This is a genomic window from Tepidibacter formicigenes DSM 15518 (genome assembly GCF_900142235.1).
Lineage (GTDB): Bacteria > Bacillota > Clostridia > Peptostreptococcales > Peptostreptococcaceae > Tepidibacter > Tepidibacter formicigenes.
On the sequence record NZ_FRAE01000009.1, the window covers coordinates 56,630 to 73,814 of the forward strand.

17 protein-coding genes are annotated in these 17,185 nt (G+C 28.9%); 1 reads left to right on the forward strand and 16 read right to left on the reverse strand.

What is annotated here, in order from left to right; genetic code table 11:
- Positions 1-58: 58 nt before the first annotated feature.
- The 11 genes from fabF to BUA77_RS02705 form a co-directional block, all read right to left on the reverse strand.
- Positions 59-1,297 carry a beta-ketoacyl-ACP synthase II gene (gene fabF, locus BUA77_RS02655; protein WP_072887060.1) on the reverse strand — a complete coding sequence of 413 codons (1,239 nt, stop codon included), beginning with the start codon at positions 1,295-1,297 and terminating at the stop codon, positions 59-61.
- Between the two features lie 19 nt (positions 1,298-1,316).
- Positions 1,317-1,544 carry an acyl carrier protein gene (acpP, locus tag BUA77_RS02660; RefSeq protein ID WP_072887062.1) on the reverse strand — a complete coding sequence of 76 codons (228 nt, stop codon included), beginning with the start codon at positions 1,542-1,544 and terminating at the stop codon, positions 1,317-1,319.
- Between the two features lie 24 nt (positions 1,545-1,568).
- Complete coding sequence (gene fabG, locus BUA77_RS02665; protein ID WP_072887065.1) at positions 1,569-2,318, reverse strand: 3-oxoacyl-[acyl-carrier-protein] reductase; 750 nt, start codon at positions 2,316-2,318, stop codon at positions 1,569-1,571.
- A gap of 8 nt (positions 2,319-2,326) precedes the next feature.
- The gene (gene fabD / locus BUA77_RS02670; RefSeq protein ID WP_072887068.1) at positions 2,327-3,274 is read right to left on the reverse strand and encodes an ACP S-malonyltransferase; all 948 of its coding nucleotides are present in this window, start codon (positions 3,272-3,274) and stop codon (positions 2,327-2,329) included.
- Positions 3,275-3,285: 11 nt separating this feature from the next.
- Positions 3,286-4,215 carry an enoyl-[acyl-carrier-protein] reductase FabK gene (gene fabK / locus BUA77_RS02675; protein WP_200773904.1) on the reverse strand — a complete coding sequence of 310 codons (930 nt, stop codon included), beginning with the start codon at positions 4,213-4,215 and terminating at the stop codon, positions 3,286-3,288.
- Between the two features lie 11 nt (positions 4,216-4,226).
- Positions 4,227-5,222 (reverse strand): beta-ketoacyl-ACP synthase III, encoded by a 996-nt coding sequence (locus BUA77_RS02680; protein ID WP_072887070.1) that lies wholly within the window; start codon positions 5,220-5,222, stop codon positions 4,227-4,229.
- Positions 5,215-6,225 carry a phosphate acyltransferase PlsX gene (gene plsX, locus BUA77_RS02685; protein ID WP_072887073.1) on the reverse strand — a complete coding sequence of 337 codons (1,011 nt, stop codon included), beginning with the start codon at positions 6,223-6,225 and terminating at the stop codon, positions 5,215-5,217. Before plsX ends, BUA77_RS02680 begins: the two co-directional genes overlap by 8 nt.
- A gap of 2 nt (positions 6,226-6,227) precedes the next feature.
- Positions 6,228-6,806, reverse strand: coding sequence for a transcription factor FapR (fapR, locus tag BUA77_RS02690; protein ID WP_334292344.1), 579 nt, complete (start codon positions 6,804-6,806; stop codon positions 6,228-6,230).
- Between the two features lie 116 nt (positions 6,807-6,922).
- Complete coding sequence (gene rpmF, locus BUA77_RS02695) at positions 6,923-7,099, reverse strand: 50S ribosomal protein L32 (protein ID WP_072887079.1); 177 nt, start codon at positions 7,097-7,099, stop codon at positions 6,923-6,925.
- A gap of 13 nt (positions 7,100-7,112) precedes the next feature.
- The gene (locus BUA77_RS02700; protein ID WP_072887082.1) at positions 7,113-7,634 is read right to left on the reverse strand and encodes a YceD family protein; all 522 of its coding nucleotides are present in this window, start codon (positions 7,632-7,634) and stop codon (positions 7,113-7,115) included.
- A 121-nt stretch (positions 7,635-7,755) separates the two neighbouring features.
- The gene (locus BUA77_RS02705) at positions 7,756-8,949 is read right to left on the reverse strand and encodes an acetate/propionate family kinase (protein ID WP_072887084.1); all 1,194 of its coding nucleotides are present in this window, start codon (positions 8,947-8,949) and stop codon (positions 7,756-7,758) included.
- A 388-nt stretch (positions 8,950-9,337) separates the two neighbouring features.
- Between BUA77_RS02705 and BUA77_RS02710 the strand changes: the two genes are divergently transcribed.
- On the forward strand, positions 9,338-10,606 hold the full coding sequence (locus BUA77_RS02710) for a nucleotidyltransferase (protein ID WP_072887087.1): 1,269 nt from the start codon (positions 9,338-9,340) through the stop codon (positions 10,604-10,606).
- A 62-nt stretch (positions 10,607-10,668) separates the two neighbouring features.
- Here BUA77_RS02710 and BUA77_RS02715 read toward each other — a convergent pair whose 3' ends face one another.
- The 5 genes from BUA77_RS02715 to dhaM all read right to left on the reverse strand — a co-directional run bounded on the left by BUA77_RS02715 (position 10,669) and on the right by dhaM (position 17,065).
- On the reverse strand, positions 10,669-12,588 hold the full coding sequence (locus BUA77_RS02715; protein ID WP_072887090.1) for an ABC-F family ATP-binding cassette domain-containing protein: 1,920 nt from the start codon (positions 12,586-12,588) through the stop codon (positions 10,669-10,671).
- A 103-nt stretch (positions 12,589-12,691) separates the two neighbouring features.
- Positions 12,692-13,522 carry a CvfB family protein gene (locus tag BUA77_RS02720; RefSeq protein WP_200773905.1) on the reverse strand — a complete coding sequence of 277 codons (831 nt, stop codon included), beginning with the start codon at positions 13,520-13,522 and terminating at the stop codon, positions 12,692-12,694.
- Positions 13,523-13,544: 22 nt separating this feature from the next.
- A complete protein-coding gene (locus BUA77_RS02725) occupies positions 13,545-15,737 on the reverse strand; it encodes a DNA topoisomerase III (RefSeq protein WP_072887094.1) in 2,193 nt (730 codons plus the stop codon).
- A gap of 159 nt (positions 15,738-15,896) precedes the next feature.
- Positions 15,897-16,511 (reverse strand): GAF domain-containing protein, encoded by a 615-nt coding sequence (locus BUA77_RS02730; RefSeq protein WP_242939068.1) that lies wholly within the window; start codon positions 16,509-16,511, stop codon positions 15,897-15,899.
- 161 nt (positions 16,512-16,672) lie between these two features.
- Entirely contained in the window at positions 16,673-17,065 is a 393-nt protein-coding gene (gene dhaM, locus BUA77_RS02735; RefSeq protein WP_072887098.1) for a dihydroxyacetone kinase phosphoryl donor subunit DhaM, read from the reverse strand.
- Positions 17,066-17,185: the final 120 nt, after the last annotated feature.

Below are 17,185 nucleotides of genomic sequence, written 5' to 3' on the forward strand. Positions count from 1 at the left end.
ATAAAAATATGCATAAAAAAACTGACTTATAAAAATTTATAAGCCAGTTTTTTTACTTCTATTCATACTTTTTAAAAGCAAGAGTTCCATTATGTCCACCAAATCCTAAAGAGTTAGACATTGCATATCTTATTTCTTTTTTTCTTCCTTCATTTGCAACATAGTCTAAATCAAGTTCTGAATCTTGATTTTGAATGTTAATTGTAGGTGGAATAAATCCATCTTTTATTGCAAGAGCACAAACTATAGCTTCTACTCCTCCTGCAGCTCCTAAAAGGTGTCCTGTCATAGATTTAGTTGAAGATACAGCTAAATTATATGCATGTTCACCAAATACTGATTTAATTGCCATAGTCTCATTTTTATCATTAAGAGGAGTACTAGTTCCATGAGCATTTATATAGTCTACTTCTTCCTTTTTTATATTTCCATCAAGTAAAGCCATTTCCATGGCTCTAGCAGCACCTTCTCCACCTTCAGCTGGAGCTGTAATGTGATATGCATCTGCTGTTAAACCATATCCAACTACCTCTGCATAAATAGTAGCATTTCTATTAAGTGCATGTTCTAGTTCTTCTAAAACTAATATTCCTGCTCCTTCTCCCATTACAAATCCATCTCTATCCTTGTCAAATGGTCTTGAAGCAGTTTTAGGATTATCATTTCTAGTTGACATCGCTTTCATTGTACAAAATCCTGCTACAGCAAGTGGAGTTATAGGACTTTCAGCTCCTCCAGCAACCATTATGTCTGCATCTCCTCTTTGAATTGCCTTAAAAGCATCACCAACAGCATGAGTACCAGAAGCACAAGCAGTTACAACACTAGTATTTGGTCCTTTTGCTCCAAGCATTATAGAAATTTGACCTGCTGCAATATTTGTAATCATCATAGGAACGAAGAAAGGACTAACTCTTCTTGGTCCTTTTTCTAAAAGCTTAGTATGTTGCTCTTCTAGAGTCTCAATCCCACCTATTCCTGAACCTATAATTACTCCAAATTTATCTTTTTCTAGTTTTTCTAAATCAATTTTTGCATCTCCAACTGCCATTTTAGCTGATGCTACTGCATATTGAGTAAATCTATCCATTCTTCTAGCTTCTTTCTTATCAATAAAATCAGAAGCAGTAAAGTCTTTAACTTCACCAGCTATTTGAGTTGCAAAATCAGTAGCATCAAATCTAGTTATTTTATCAATTCCACAAACTCCATTTTTCAAATTATTCCAAAAATTTTCTTTTCCTATTCCTACTGGAGTTACACATCCTATTCCCGTAACCACAACTCTTCTTTTCATATTCTTTTACCTCCAAAAACTACTTATTTTCTTCAATATATTTTACTATTTCACCTATACAAGTAAACTTTTCTGCATCTTCATCTGGTATTTCTAATTCAAATTCATCTTCAAGAGCCATCATTATTTCTACAGCATCCAATGAATCTGCTTCTAAATCATTAATTAAAGAAGTTTGTGGAGTAATCTCCTCAACATTATCTATTCCTAATTGTTCTGCTATTATATCTCTCACTTTTTCAAACATATAAATACCTCCCAAATATTTTTTTTACTGCATTACCATACCACCATCTACATTTATAACTTGACCTGTTATATAAGAAGACATATCACTAGATAAAAATGCTACTAAATTAGCTATATCTTCTGGTTTCCCAAATTTTCTCATAGGTATACTTGATTCATAAGCTTCTTTAACATCATCTTTTAATACTTTAGTCATTTCTGTTTCTATAAATCCTGGAGCAATAGCATTTATAGTTATATTTCTAGAAGCAAGTTCTCTTGCTGTTGCTTTAGTAAAACCTATAACTCCAGCTTTAGATGCGCAATAATTTGCTTGACCTGGATTTCCTATAATCCCAACTACAGAAGCCATATTTATTATCTTTCCGTATTTTTTCTTCATCATAGGTCTAGTTACAGCTTTTGTGCAGTTAAATACTCCTTTTAAATTTACAGAAATTACTTTATCAAAATCTTCTTCTTTCATTTTCATTAAAAGAGTATCTTTAGTTATTCCTGCATTATTTACTAATACGTCTATTTTACCAAATTCATTTATTACTTCATCTATCATATTTTGTGCATCTTCAAAATTTGATACATCACACTTTATAACAAAAGCTTTTACTCCATGCTTCTCTATTTCTTCTTTTGTTTTTAGTGCTTCTTCTTCTCTTGAAGTATAATTTATAGCAACATTTGCTCCAAAAGATGCAAGCTTTATAGCAATAGCTTTTCCTATCCCTCTTGAACCTCCTGTCACAAGAGCAACTCTATCTTTTAAATCTATCATTTTTATTTTTACCCCCTTATATCATTAATAAATTTTTCTAAAGTATCTGTATTTTCTACATTATAAATATTTACTTTTATTTTTAGTTTTCTAGATATTTTATTTATAAATCCTTTTAATGTTTTTCCTGGACCTATTTCAACAAAAGTATCAAAACCATCATTTATAAGTCTTTCTATAGAATCTTCCCAAAGTACAGATGAACTTACTTGCTTAACTAAAAGATCCTTTATATCTTCTTTTTTAACATAATTAGCAGTAACATTTGTAACTACAGGAACTTGTAAAGAATTAAATTCTATATTATCAAGCTCTTTTTTAAGATTTTCTCCAGCTTTAATTAACATAGAAGAATGAAAAGGAGCACTTACCTTTAATATAACAGCCTTTTTAGCCCCTTTTTCCTTACAAATCTGTGCTGCTTTTTCTACAGCTTTTATTTCTCCTGATATAACTATTTGTCCTGGACTATTAAAATTAGCAGCTTCTACTATTCCTTCTTTTGAAGCTTCTTTTAATGCATCTATTAATATTTCTCTTTCAAGCCCAAGTATTGCTGCCATAGTTCCAACACCTTGAGGAACTGCTTCTTGCATATATTTTCCTCTTTTTTTAACAAGTTTTACAGCTTCTTCAAAAGATATAGCATCCGCTGCAACCAAAGCTGAATATTCTCCTAATGATAATCCTGCACAGGCATCAAAATTGAGATTTAATTTTTCTTTTAACACCTCAAGTAAAGCTACACTTAATGTAAGTATTGCTGGTTGAGTATTTTCAGTTTTAGTAATATCTTTATCTGGTCCTTCAAACATTATTGATTTTAAATCCATATGTAAAACTTCATTAGCTTTATCAAATATTTTTCTTGCACTTTCATAATTTTCGTATATGTCCTTACCCATTCCTACATATTGAGATCCTTGACCTGGAAATACAAAAGCTATTTTCCCCATAAAAACCCCTCCTAAATATCTAAATTAGATATTACTTTCTTAGCATCATTAACTATTTCTTCTATAATATCCTTGCAAGGTTTTATTTCTTTTATCATAGCAGCAACCTGACCTGCCATTATAGAACCATTTTCCATATCTCCATCTATCACTGCACGTCTTAAAGCTCCTAGTCCTATTTCCTCTATTTTTGCTGGATCTACTCCTTCTTTTTCAAGCTTTAGCATTTCTTTTATTAATTTATTTTTTAAAGCTCTAACAGGATGTCCTGTACTTCTTCCACTAACTACAGCATCTCTATCTTTTGCTTTTATAATAGCCTCTTTATAGTTATCATGAGCTGTACACTCAGTACTACAAACAAACCTAGTTCCTATTTGTACACCTTCAGCTCCTAGAGCAAATGTAGCTGCCATTCCTCTTCCATCAGCTATTCCTCCTGCTCCTATTACAGGAATACTAACTGAATCTACTATTTGAGGAATTAAAGCCATAGTTGTAAGTTCTCCAATATGTCCTCCTGCTTCTGTTCCTTCTACTATAATAGCATCAGCTCCACATTTTTCCATTCTTTTTGCTAAGGCTACAGATGGAACTACTGGAATTATTTTTGTTCCAATTTCTTTTAATCTTTCCATATACTTAGCAGGATTTCCTGCTCCTGTTGTAATTACAGATACTTTCTCCTCATATATAACATCCATTACTTCATCTACATAAGGAGATAATAACATTACATTTACACCAAATGGCTTATCTGTAAGTTCTTTAGCTTTTCTAATCTGCTCTCTTACAATATCTGCTGGTGCATTTCCTCCTGCAATAAGTCCAAGACCTCCTGCATTTGATACTGCTGCTGCAAGCTCAGCTGTAGCAACCCATGCCATTCCACCTTGAATTATAGGATATTTTATATTTAAAAGACTACATACTCTATTCATAACCATTCCTCCTAAATACTCCATTTTATAACTGCTGATCCCCAAGTAAGACCTGCTCCAAATCCTACTAGAACAACATTATCTCCTTTTTTAATTTTCCCTTTTCTATATGCTTCATCAAGTGCTACTGGAATAGAAGCTGCTGACATATTTCCATACTCATGTAGATTTACATATACTTTATCCATATCAACTTTTAACCTTTTAGCTGCTGCATCTATTATTCTTATATTAGCTTGATGAGGTACTAAATAATCTATATCTTCTAAGCCTAAACCGGCAAGTTCTAATGCTTCTTTAGAAGCTTTTGGCATAACTCTAACTGCAAATTTGAATACGTCACTTCCAGCCATTCTTATATAATGAAGTCTATCTTTAACAGTATCAGCACTTGCAGGCATTCTTGATCCTCCCGCTGGCATATTCAAGCATTCTCCACCTGCTCCATCTGCGCCTAAGGTTGTTGATAGTATTCCTTCATTTTCTTCAACCTCTCCTAGTACTGCTGCTCCTGCTCCATCTCCAAATAATACACATGTATTTCTATCTTCCCAATCTATTATCTTAGAAAGAGTTTCTGCTCCTATTATTAATACCTTTTTATACATTCCTGTTTCTATAAAATTCTTTCCAATACTCATTGCATATACAAAGCCTGAGCAACCTGCTTCCAAATCAAATGCAGCAGCATTAACTGCTCCTATATTTTTTTGCACTATACAAGCTGTTGATGGAAATGCCATATCAGGAGTTACTGTTGCTACTATTATTAAATCAATTTCTTCTGGGTTAATTCCTGCACTCTTTATTGCTTTTTGTGCAGAAATTGTTGCAATATCTGAAGTTGATGTATTTTTATCTGCTATTCTTCTAGCTTTTATTCCAGTTCTTGTAACTATCCATTCATCGGAAGTATCAACCATTTTCTCTAAGTCAAAGTTAGTAAGAACTTTTTCAGGAACATAGCTTCCTAATCCAATTATTCCTGCTCTTTTTAACTTATTCAATATTATCAGCTCCTAATTTATCTATTTTTAACTTAATTTCATTTAAAACATTACCTTCTACAAATTTAATGCTCTGCTTAATTGCATTTTTTATAGCTTTTCCATTTGAACTTCCATGTGCTTTAATTAAAGCTCCATTAACTCCAAGAAGAGGTGCTCCTCCATACTCTGTATAATCTAAATTTTTTTTCATATTTAATAAATCATCTTTAAGAAGTGCTGCGCCAATTTTTGTTTTAATACTACTTAAAAAAGTTTCTTTAAGCATTGAAAATATTGACATAGCGACCCCTTCCATAAGCTTCAAAATAACATTTCCAGTAAATCCATCACAAACAATTACATCACTATATCCATAAGGTATATTTCTGGCTTCAACATTTCCTATAAAATTTATATCCTTATTATTTTTTAACATCTCATAAGACTTTTTAGAAAGTTCGTTTCCTTTTCCTTCTTCTTCTCCAACATTTACAATTCCAACCTTAGGACTATTGATATTTAAAATTTTACTAGCATAGATATCTCCCATAACTCCAAATTCCAATAAATTCCTAGGTTTGCAATCAGCATTAGCCCCTGCATCAAGTAGCACTGACATACCTTTTTTATTTGGCAAAAAAGTACAAAGTGCAGGTCTATCTAATCCTTCTACTCTTCCAAGTATAAATAGCCCCCCAGCAAGAAGTGCTCCAGTATTTCCTGCTGAAACTACAGCATCGGCTTTTCCTTCTTTAACTAAGTTTAGGGCTACTACCATTGAAGAATCTTTTTTACTTCTTATAGCTTTTACAGGCTTATCTTCATTTAAAATTATTTCACTTGTATGAATTATTTCTAATTTACTTTTATCAAAGGTATATTTATTAAAGTTTTCCTCTAATACATTCTTGTCTCCAGTTGCTATTATATCTATATCAAACTCATTTATAGCACTAACTACTCCTTCAACAGTTGAATACGGGGCATTATCTCCTCCCATACAATCAACTACTATTTTCACATTTATTCCTCCCTCTGAGCTATCTCATTGAATATGAATTTCCCTCTAAAAACTTGTTCATGATTTTTATTATTTATTTTGACGTGTACATAGTGTTTTTTATCTCTAACTCTAACTACCTCTGCTTTTGCTATTAATCTATCATCTGGTTTTATAGGGTTAATATTTTTTATATTTGCAACTCCCATAAGTACTACAGGAGCATCAACTACTGCCATGGCAAGAGATTCTGCCTGAGCAAAAACAAAATGTCCTCTTACTATATTTGTCTTAGAATATGTCATATCACTAGTAGTTTCAAGTATTGAAATTCCTAAAGTACCAACTTCTAAGTCTATAATTTCTCCTACTATTTCTTTACTTCCCAAAGTTTTTACTTTATTTATATTATTTTCTGCAACCTTTTTCACTCTTTCTCTAAGTTCTGGTATCCCAAGTTTAAGTCTATCTAATCTTATAGTCTGTATACTAACACCAAAATAGGTAGATAATTCTTCATCTGTATAAAAAGGGTCTTGTTTTAACATTTGGGAAAGTTCTTTTTGTCTGCCTTCTTTACTCTTTCTTTTCAAATTATTCACCCCTAAATTATAACTCATCTTAGTACCAGATACTAATATTAGTATATATTATTTAATTATATAAATCAATATACCAAAATAAAAAGCATGTAGTTAATAACTACATGCTTTCTTAATTATTTTGCTACTACTTCTTTACCTTTATAGTATCCACAATCTGGGCATACTCTATGTGGTAATTTCGGTTCGTGACACTGTGGGCATTTTACAAACCCTGTTGCAACCATTTTTGAGTTAGCTGCTCTTCTTGAATTTCTTTTTGATCTTGAAGTTTTACGCTTTGGTACTGCCATTTATCCCACCTCCTTAGTCATTTTTAAAAAAATCTTTTAATTTAGCAAAACGGGGATCAATAAATTCTTTGTCATTTTTATCATCATGACATTTACATTCTTCTTCATTTAAATTTGCTCCACAGCTAGGACAAAGACCTTTACAATCTTCATCACATAAAACCTTTTGTGGAACATTCAATATAAAAGTATCTTCAATTATATCTTTAAAATCTAATTCGTCCCCATTATAAACAAAAGTATCCTCATCTTCTAAAACATCTTCTTCATCTTTAACTAGAAACCCTTTAACTGGATACTCTAAATCTATTTCTAGTTCTTTTAAGCATCTACTACAGTAATCTAGTATTGAAAGTTTAATCTCACAATCCAAATACATTTTTTCGCCAGTTTTAGTTATTTTCCCTTTAACTTCCACTGGATTAGTTATTTTATAACTTTTACCACAATAATTAATGTTATCAATTTTTTGAGAAAAATTCAAGTCTAAAATGTCTACTTGTCCTTTTATTAATTTTTCTAGACTTATTATCATTTAATCACCTCAATATATTGCCAAATTAATTATACAAATGCCTTATTGTTTTGTCAAGTATTTTTACTTGATAGACAATAAAAAGGTAGGCTTCAACCTACCTTTTTATTTTACCCAATAATTATTTAACTAACTCAGTAGTTTCTCTTGCAATCATTAATTCTTCGTTAGTAGGAACTATTAATACTTTAACTTTAGAATTTTCTGTACTTATTACTCTTTCTTCTCCTCTAACGTTATTCTTTTCTATATCTATTTTAATTCCAATTCCTTCAAGTCCTTTACATACTTGTTCACGAATTAAAGTAGAGTTTTCTCCTATTCCTGCAGTAAACAACACTACATCCAATCCGCCCATTTCAGCCATATAAGATCCTATGTACTTTTTAACTCTCTTACAATAAGCATCAAGTGCAGTTATAGCTTTTTCATCTCCATTATTTGCAGCATCTTCTATATCTCTAAAATCACTTGATATTCCTGTCATTCCAAGGACACCTGATTTTTTGTTCATTAAATTATTTAATCCAACTGCATCTAATCCTTCTTTTTCCATAATAAACGGTACTATAGCTGGGTCCATATCTCCACATCTAGTTCCCATTATTAAACCTTCAAGTGGAGTGAATCCCATAGAAGTATCTACACATTTTCCATTTTCAACAGCAGCTATACTTGCTCCATTTCCTAAGTGACAAGTAACTATTTTTAAATCTTCTATATTTTTACCAAGCATCTGAGCTGCTCTTTGTGATACATATTTATGAGATGTACCATGGAATCCATATCTTCTTACTCCATATTTTTCATATAATTCATATGGAAGCCCGTATAAAAATGAAGATTTTGGCATAGTTTGATGGAATGCTGTATCAAATACTGCAACCATTGGAACATTTGGAAGTATTTCTTGACAAGCATTTATTCCTATTAAGTTTGCAGGATTGTGAAGAGGCGCAAGTTCTACACAATCTTCTATACCTTTTTTAACTTCATCAGTTATAACAACAGAAGTTGTAAATTTTTCTCCACCGTGAACAACTCTGTGTCCAACAGCTGAAATTTCATTCATATCTTTTACTGCACCATATTCTGGATGTGCTATTGAATCTAATACTATTTTAAGTGCATCTTTGTGGTCTTTCATTGATTCTTCAATAGTAACTTTATCTTTTCCAGTAGTTTGATGCTTTACCACTGAACCTTCTATACCTATTCTTTCTGCTAAACCTTTAGCTAATACACTTTCATTTTCCATGTTGATTAATTGGTACTTTAAAGAAGAACTACCACAATTAATAACTAATATATTCATCCTTTTTACTACCTCCTAGTTTTGTTTAATTTTAGCTTATGATTACGTGTATACATTACACAATAAACCTAACAATAAATAATATAGCATTTTTGATTAAAAATGTACATAAAAAAATTCGCTTCATGCTATCGCATGGCTCATGTCGCCAACGAGTCCTAACGGACTCCGTTGCTCAAAATAGTTGATACTTTTATTCAGTTACCAAAGTTACAGTTTAAAAAAATTACATTAATAGAAAAGTCTGTTAATGATAAGTAAACGTTTTTCATCATTTTTTAAATATTCTACAAATTTTATAAAATTCCTTTTTATTTTTTATAAAATTATTTATTTTAATTATAAATTAGGTTAATATATAATTTATGTAAACTTAAAGGAGGGCAATATGAAAGTTTTAGGATTAGTAGTCGAATACAACCCTTTTCATAACGGTCATTTATATCATATTTTAGAATCTAAAAAAATAACTAATTCCACTCATACTATAGCCATAATGAGTGGTCATTTTCTACAAAGAGGTGAACCAGCATTATTTGATAAATGGACAAGAGCAAAAATGGCTGTGAAATCTGGAGTTGATCTAGTTATTGAACTTCCTACTCTTTACTCTACTCAAAGTGCGGAATTTTTTAGTCACGGAGCTATTAATACTTTAAACAGCACTAAAGTTGTAGATAGCCTTTGCTTTGGAAGTGAAATAGGAAGTGCTGATGTTTTATATAAAATAAGTGAAGTACTAGTTAATGAGCCAAAAGAATTTAAAACTGAGTTAAAAAAATATTTAAGTGATGGTTTATTATTTCCTGTAGCTAGATCTAAATCTTTATTTAATTATATACAAAATAATAATATATTAGATATAAAGGAAGATGAACTTTCAAGTATTTTAAATAGTTCTAATAATATATTAGGTATAGAATATATTAAAAGTATTATAAAATTGAAAAGTTCAATTAAACCTTATACAATAAAAAGAATAAAATCTGAATATAACTCAAAAGATATAGAAACTAATATATGTAGTGCTACTGCAATAAGAGAATTATTAAAATCAACCTTTGACTTAGATACTTTACGTAAAGTTGTTCCTAAAAGTACTTATGATTTAATAAACAGTCAAATAAATGATAATTTTAATCCTGTTTTTAATAGTTATTTTTATGAATTAATAATAGGAACTATATTGAGAGAAGAAAAAAATATAGCTTCTTATTTTGAAGTAAATGAAGGAATAGAAAATAAAATAATAGATTTAGCTTTAAAAACCTCTTCTCTTGAAGAATTTGTTATGAATATAAAATCTAAAAGATATACTCTAACTAAAATAAAAAGAATGCTTATGAATATTTTATTGGGAATAAAAAAAGAAGACATGTTAAAAGTTAAAAATATAAATACTGTTCCTTATGTTAGAATACTTGCATTTAATAATAAAGGAAGAGAGATTATAAAAAATATAAAACAAAATTCAGATATTAAATTAGTAAACAGATTAAGTAATATAAATTTTAAAAAAGAAAATGAAATACTAAATTTATTTTTAAAATACGATATAAAAGCTACTAATTTATATAATTTAATTTACTATAATAAAAGAAGAGATTTATTAAAGGGGGCCATGGATTATTACATATCCCCAATTTATATTACGTAATAAATATTTGTAAAAAAGAATAAAGTACTGTACTTTATTCTTTTTTACAAATATATAAACTATTATTTACTATTAGCTATTTTTTCTGCTAATTCATTTAAGTATGTCCATCTTTCAAATTTTTCTTTTAATGTATTTTCTAGAACTTCCTTATCTTTCATTAATTCTTGTAATAGTACAAAATCACTTCCTGCATTATTTATTTTTTTATTTATTTCTTCTAACTTATTTTCTAAATCTTCAATAATTCCATCAATTTCTTCATACTCTTTTTGTTCTTTAAATGAAAATTTCAAAGGTTTATTCTTTTTATTTTCTACATTTTTATTATTATCCTTATTATTTTTCTTAACTTTACTTTCACTAGACTTAGTATCTTCAAATTGATTTTTTTTAAACTCTTCATAATCAGAATAATTTCCTACATAATGCTCTATATGTCCATTTCCTCTAAAAGATAGTATTTTATCTACAATCCTATTAAGAAAATATCTATCATGAGAAACAGTTATAACACATCCTTCAAATTCATCTAAATACTCCTCAAGTATTGTTAAAGTTTGAATATCCAAGTCATTTGTTGGCTCATCCAAAATTAAAACATTAGGTGCACTCATAAGAACACGTAATAAATATAATCTCCTTTTTTCTCCTCCTGAAAGCTTTGATATAGGGGTCCACTGAGCATGAGGAGGAAATAAAAACCTTTCTAACATAGAAGAAGCACTTATATGTTTCCCATCTGATGTATAAATATATTCTGCTTCTTCTTTAATATATTCTATGACTCTAAGTTCTTCTTTCATATGTTCATTTTCTTGAGAAAAATAACCTATTTTAACAGTTTCACCTATATCTATAATTCCATAATCTGGTTGTAATTTGCCAACAATGATATTTATAAGTGTTGATTTCCCACAACCATTATTACCAATAATACCTACTCTATCTCCTTTTGAAATTATATAACTAAAATTATCTATTACTTTTTTATCATCAAAACTTTTAGATATATTGTTAATTTCTATTACTTTTTTTCCTAATCTAGTATTACCAACTGATATTTCAATTTTATCATTAGTTAACTCTAATTTTTCTTCTTTCAATTTTTCAAATCTATCAATTCTTGCTTTTTGCTTGGTAGTTCTAGCTTTTGCTCCCCTTTTAATCCATTCTAATTCTGTTCTAAAAATGCTTCTTCTTTTTCTTTCAGATGCTATCATCATATCTTGTCTTTGTTCTTTTAGTTCAAGAAACTTAGTATAATTTCCCGGATAACTATAAACATTACCATTGTCTACTTCTATTATTTTATTAACAACTCTATTTAAAAAATATCTATCATGTGTAATCATAAGAAGTGAGCCTTTTCTATTATTTAAGTATTCTTCAAGCCAAGATATAGTTTCATTGTCCATATGGTTAGTTGGCTCATCAAGTATTAATAAGTCACAGGGATTAATAAGAGCACTAGCAAGGGCTACTCTCTTTTTTTGTCCTCCTGAAAGAGTTTCTATTTTTAGATTAAAATCACAAACTCCTAATTTTGTAAGTACAGCCTTAGCTTCACTCTCAATTTGCCATGCATTCATAACATCTATTTCTTGATTTAATTTCATTAATTTATTTTGTAAATTACTATCTTCAGGATTTTTATTTAACTTTTCTAATGTATATTCATATTCACTAATTAACTTCATAACTGGTGAAGTCCCTTTAAAAACCTGCTCTAATACAGTCAATTCGTTATCAAAATCTGGATCTTGAGGTAAATATTCTATGTTAGCATTTTTTGACTTAGTAATTTTACCACTATCATAATTTTCAACTCCTGCAATAATTTTTAATAAAGTTGATTTTCCTGTTCCATTTATGCCTAATACTCCTATTTTTTCTCCTTCATTTATACCAAGAGATACATTATTAAGTAGTATTTTTTCTGAATAACTTTTGCATATATTTTCTATAGTTATTATATTCATAGTAATTCCTTCCTTTATATTAATAATCTATTGTATTATAACATATTTATAATAAGTAAAAAAATCTCGCCTTTTAAATGTTAAAAAGCGAGATTTTATTATTTTATCTTTTTAAAGCTATACCTTCATCAGTTAAATCTATTAATCCTTCTTTATATAAACCTCCAATTGATTTTTTAAACATACTCTTACTCATTTCTAATCTATCTTTTATATCATCTGGAGAAGATTTATCTGTTAAGCTTAAAAATCCATTGTTTTTATTCAATTCTTCTAAAATTTTAGCCTTGAATTCTTCTATTTCTTTATTTATCTTTTTTCTAATAGTTACATCTATTTTATTATCTTCTCTTATTTTTTTAATACGTCCTTTTATTTTATCTCCTATTTTTAGCTTTTGGTATACTTCATTTTTATAAAGCATTCCAAAATGAATATTGTTAATTATAACTTTTATTCCTAAGTCATTAAATTCATAAACTAATAAATCAACCTCTTCTCCTTCACTAACTTTTATATCTTCATTATCTATAAATTTATTTATTTTTTGACTAGCAATTATTCTATTTGTAACATCATCTTTACATACTTTAACAATATACTTTTTATTTTTTATCATTTTTCTAGATTGTTCTCTGTAAGGCGCTAATAAGTCTTTTTCAAGACCCCAATCTAAAAAAGCACCATATTTATTTACATCTCTTACTTCTAAACAAACAATATCTCCTACCTTTGCTTTAGGAGTTAAAGTTGTAGCTATATATCTATCTTCTGAATCTTTATATACAAAAACATTTAAAACTTCTCCTACTTTTGCTTCTTTTGGAACATATTTATTTGGAAGAAGTATTTCTCCAACCTCCGAATCTAAATATAATCCAAAATCTCTTTCTTTTACTATCTTTAGTTCATTAAAGTCTCCTAGTTTAAACATAATTTTCTCCTTTTAATATTTTTTATGATTGTTTCCATTTAGATAATGCGTCTGCTAAAGCAGAATTTAATTGTTGTTCATTTTCTTTTTTTTGTTTTTTCATATATTTAACAACATCTCTTTTATTAACCTTTGCTCCTTGTTCCTTTTTTCTTTTATTAAATGCTGAAAGCTTTTCTTTATAACTACATTTAGGACATTTAAATATCTGACCTTCCCCCTGTCCTCGAAGTTCTAATCTTCTATGACACTGAGGACATCTAGCGTTTGTAAGTTTTGATACTCCTTTTCTATATCCACATTCTCTATCTTGACATACGAGTATTTTACCTTTTTTACTATTTACCTCTAATAGATATTTATTACACTCTGGGCATCTTTCTCTTGTCATATTATCATGTCTATAAGTATAGCTGCTATTTGCTACATCTAAAACAAGCTTTGATGCATATTCTTTCATATTTTGTATAAATTCTTTATAATTTAAATCTCCTTTACTTATTTTAATTAGCTGCTGTTCCCACTTTGCTGTAAGTGTAGGAGATTTTAAATCCAAAGGAACCAACTCTATTAACTGTTTACCTTTTGATGTTGGAAATATTTCTTTTCCTTTTTTTTCTATATAGAATACATTAAACAACTTTTCTATTATATCTGCTCTTGTAGCAACTGTCCCTAATCCTCCTACCTCATCAATAGTCTTAATTAACTCTTTATTCCCTATATTCATAAATTTTTGAGGATTTTCCATGGCTGAAAGCAGTGTAGCTTCATTATACCTTGCTGGAGGTTTAGTTTGTCCTTTAACAATTTTTACCCCAGTTAATTTTATTTCATCTCCTTTATTGATTTGAGGGAGAGATTGGTCTTTTATTTCTTCATCTGTTTCATCTTCATTATATTCATTGCTATAAACAGCTTTCCATCCTTTTGACTTGACTATTTTACCTTTAGCAATAAATGTTTCTCCATTTACTAAAGCTTTAATTTTAGTTTGCTCATATTCAAAAGGAGGATACATTACAGATAAAAATCTTTTAACTACTAAATCATATATATTTCTTTCCTCAATGCTAAGTTCTCCAAGGATAACTATTTGTTCTGTTGGAATAATAGCATGGTGTTCTGAAACCTTACTATTATCTACAAAACTTTTATTAACCTTTATTTTTCCTCTAAGTAAATTCTGAGCTGCCTTTGTATATGGCCCAACAGATATACTCTTTAACCGTTCAGGTATAGTCTCTACTATATCAGTAGTTAAATATCTTGAATCAGTTCTAGGATAAGTAAGTATCTTATGATTTTCATATAATCTTTGCATTATGGATAGTGTTTTTTTTGCTGAGTATCCAAATTTTTTATTAGCATCTCTTTGAAGCTCTGTTAAATCATATAAAAAAGGTGAATATTTTTTCTTAGAAGTTTTATTAACTTCTATAATTTCACCATATTGTCCATTAACCTTAGAAACAATTTTTTGTGCTTTATCTTTATTAAATGTACGAGTTTGTCCTCCTTTATTATCAATCCATTGAAGAATAAAATTATCAGCATTTCCTGTAATAGTATAATAGTTCTTTGGAATAAAATTTTTAATTTCTTCTTCTCTTTGAACTATCATCGCTAAAGTTGGAGTTTGAACTCTTCCTGCTGAAAGCTGTGCATTATATTTGCATGTTAAAGCTCTAGTAACATTAAGTCCAACAATCCAATCTGCTTGTGCTCTACATACTGCTGATTTATATAAATTCTCGTAATTCTTCCCTTGCTTTAAATTATTAAATCCATCTTTTATAGCTTTATCTGTTTGAGATGAAATCCATAATCTTTTAATTGGCTTTTTAAATCCAACTTTTTCAATAATCCATCTAGCAACAAGCTCACCTTCTCTTCCAGCATCTGTTGCTATAACTAATTCACTAATATCTTTTCTTTTCATTAAGTTTTTAACTGCATTAAATTGTTTACCAGTTTTTTTTATAACTGAAAGCTCCATTTTATTAGGAAGCATAGGTAAATTTTCTAAACTCCAAGTTTTATATTTTTCACCATAGGCTTCTGGATTTGCAAGTGTTACTAAATGTCCTAATGCCCATGTAACTATATATTTATTTCCTTCAATATATCCATTACCTTTTTGATTACATTTTAATACTTTTGCTAAATCACGACCTACAGAAGGTTTCTCAGCTAAAACTAAAACTTTTCCCATTAAATTATTCCTTTCTTATTTTTGTCTTTTATATTTAAAATTTCATGAATCTAGTATATAAATCTAGTATATATCTAATATTAAAATTTGTTAAGTAAGGAAATAACAAAAAACTCCATATATTTTGAACGATATGGAGCTTTATAAAATAAATTATATTTATTCTTTTATATTATATTTTTTTACTTTTCTATAAAGAGTAGCTATTCCAATATTCAAAGCATCTGCTATTTTTTTCATTCCTTCTGTACTATTACCATATTTTTTTAGCGCTTTCATTATTTCTTCCTTCTCTAATTCCTCAAAAGGTCTTATCTCTTTATTTTGATTTTTTAATTTTTTGGATGATCCTTCAAGTTTTAATGACATAAGCTCTGCTATGCTAGAAATGAAAGTCATAAGCTCATCTTTTTTTGATAACATAATATCTCTTTGATCTTCATTAAAAGCAACTAAACCTATAACCCCTAGTATCTTATCGTTCATTATTATAGGACAACAAATATCTGCAATTTCTTTACAGTAATCTCTCTGATTACATGTTTTACACTTCTCACTTGCATATTTTTCATCCATTATATAACACTGTCCTGATTTTAAAACGTGAGAATAAATTGAATTTTGATCTATGCTAGTCCCAATTTTTTGCTCGAAATTTCCTGTACCAGCTATCCTCACTAAATTTACATCTACTAAAGTAACCTCAACATTAAGTAATTTTGAAATATTTTCACATGTCTTTTGAATATATTCATTAATCTCTGCTAGCTTCACAGGCATTCCCTCTTTCTTTTATTATTAATATAATAATTTTAAATAATTACAACATTTTAATCAAGTATTTATTAATTTTATATTACATATTATACCACCTAACTTTGATAAATAAAAAGAGAAATCCTCAAACTATGAGAATTTCCCTTTTTTACATAAACCTATTTTTTAGAATATGCTTTTGCTCCTTCAGCTGCATTTTTAACTTCTTCAAGACTTGCTCCTATAGAAGCTTGACTAATAGCCGCTATGCTACCTTCAACTATTGGTGCATCTGCAATAAATACTCTTTTTTGAAGCTCTTCATCTAAAAACTCTACTGCCATCTCAGCACTCATAATAGCACTTCCCAAATCTACAAGAATTAAAACACCACTTCCATCATCAACATTTTGTATTGCTTCCACTATTTTAGAGGCATCTGTTCCAAATCTTCCATCACTTGTTCCACCTGCATTGATAACTTTAATCTCTGATTTAGCCATCTGCATACTAAAATTTATTATTTCTTCTGCTAAATTTTTGCTATGAGATACTACTACAATTCCGACCATAAATATCCTCCCTCTATATACTTTTATTTTCTCTTAAATACTCTCTATTTCTTACAATTTCATAAATTGATAGATATAATTTTTGGATATAACTTCAACATATTCAATTTTATGGATATA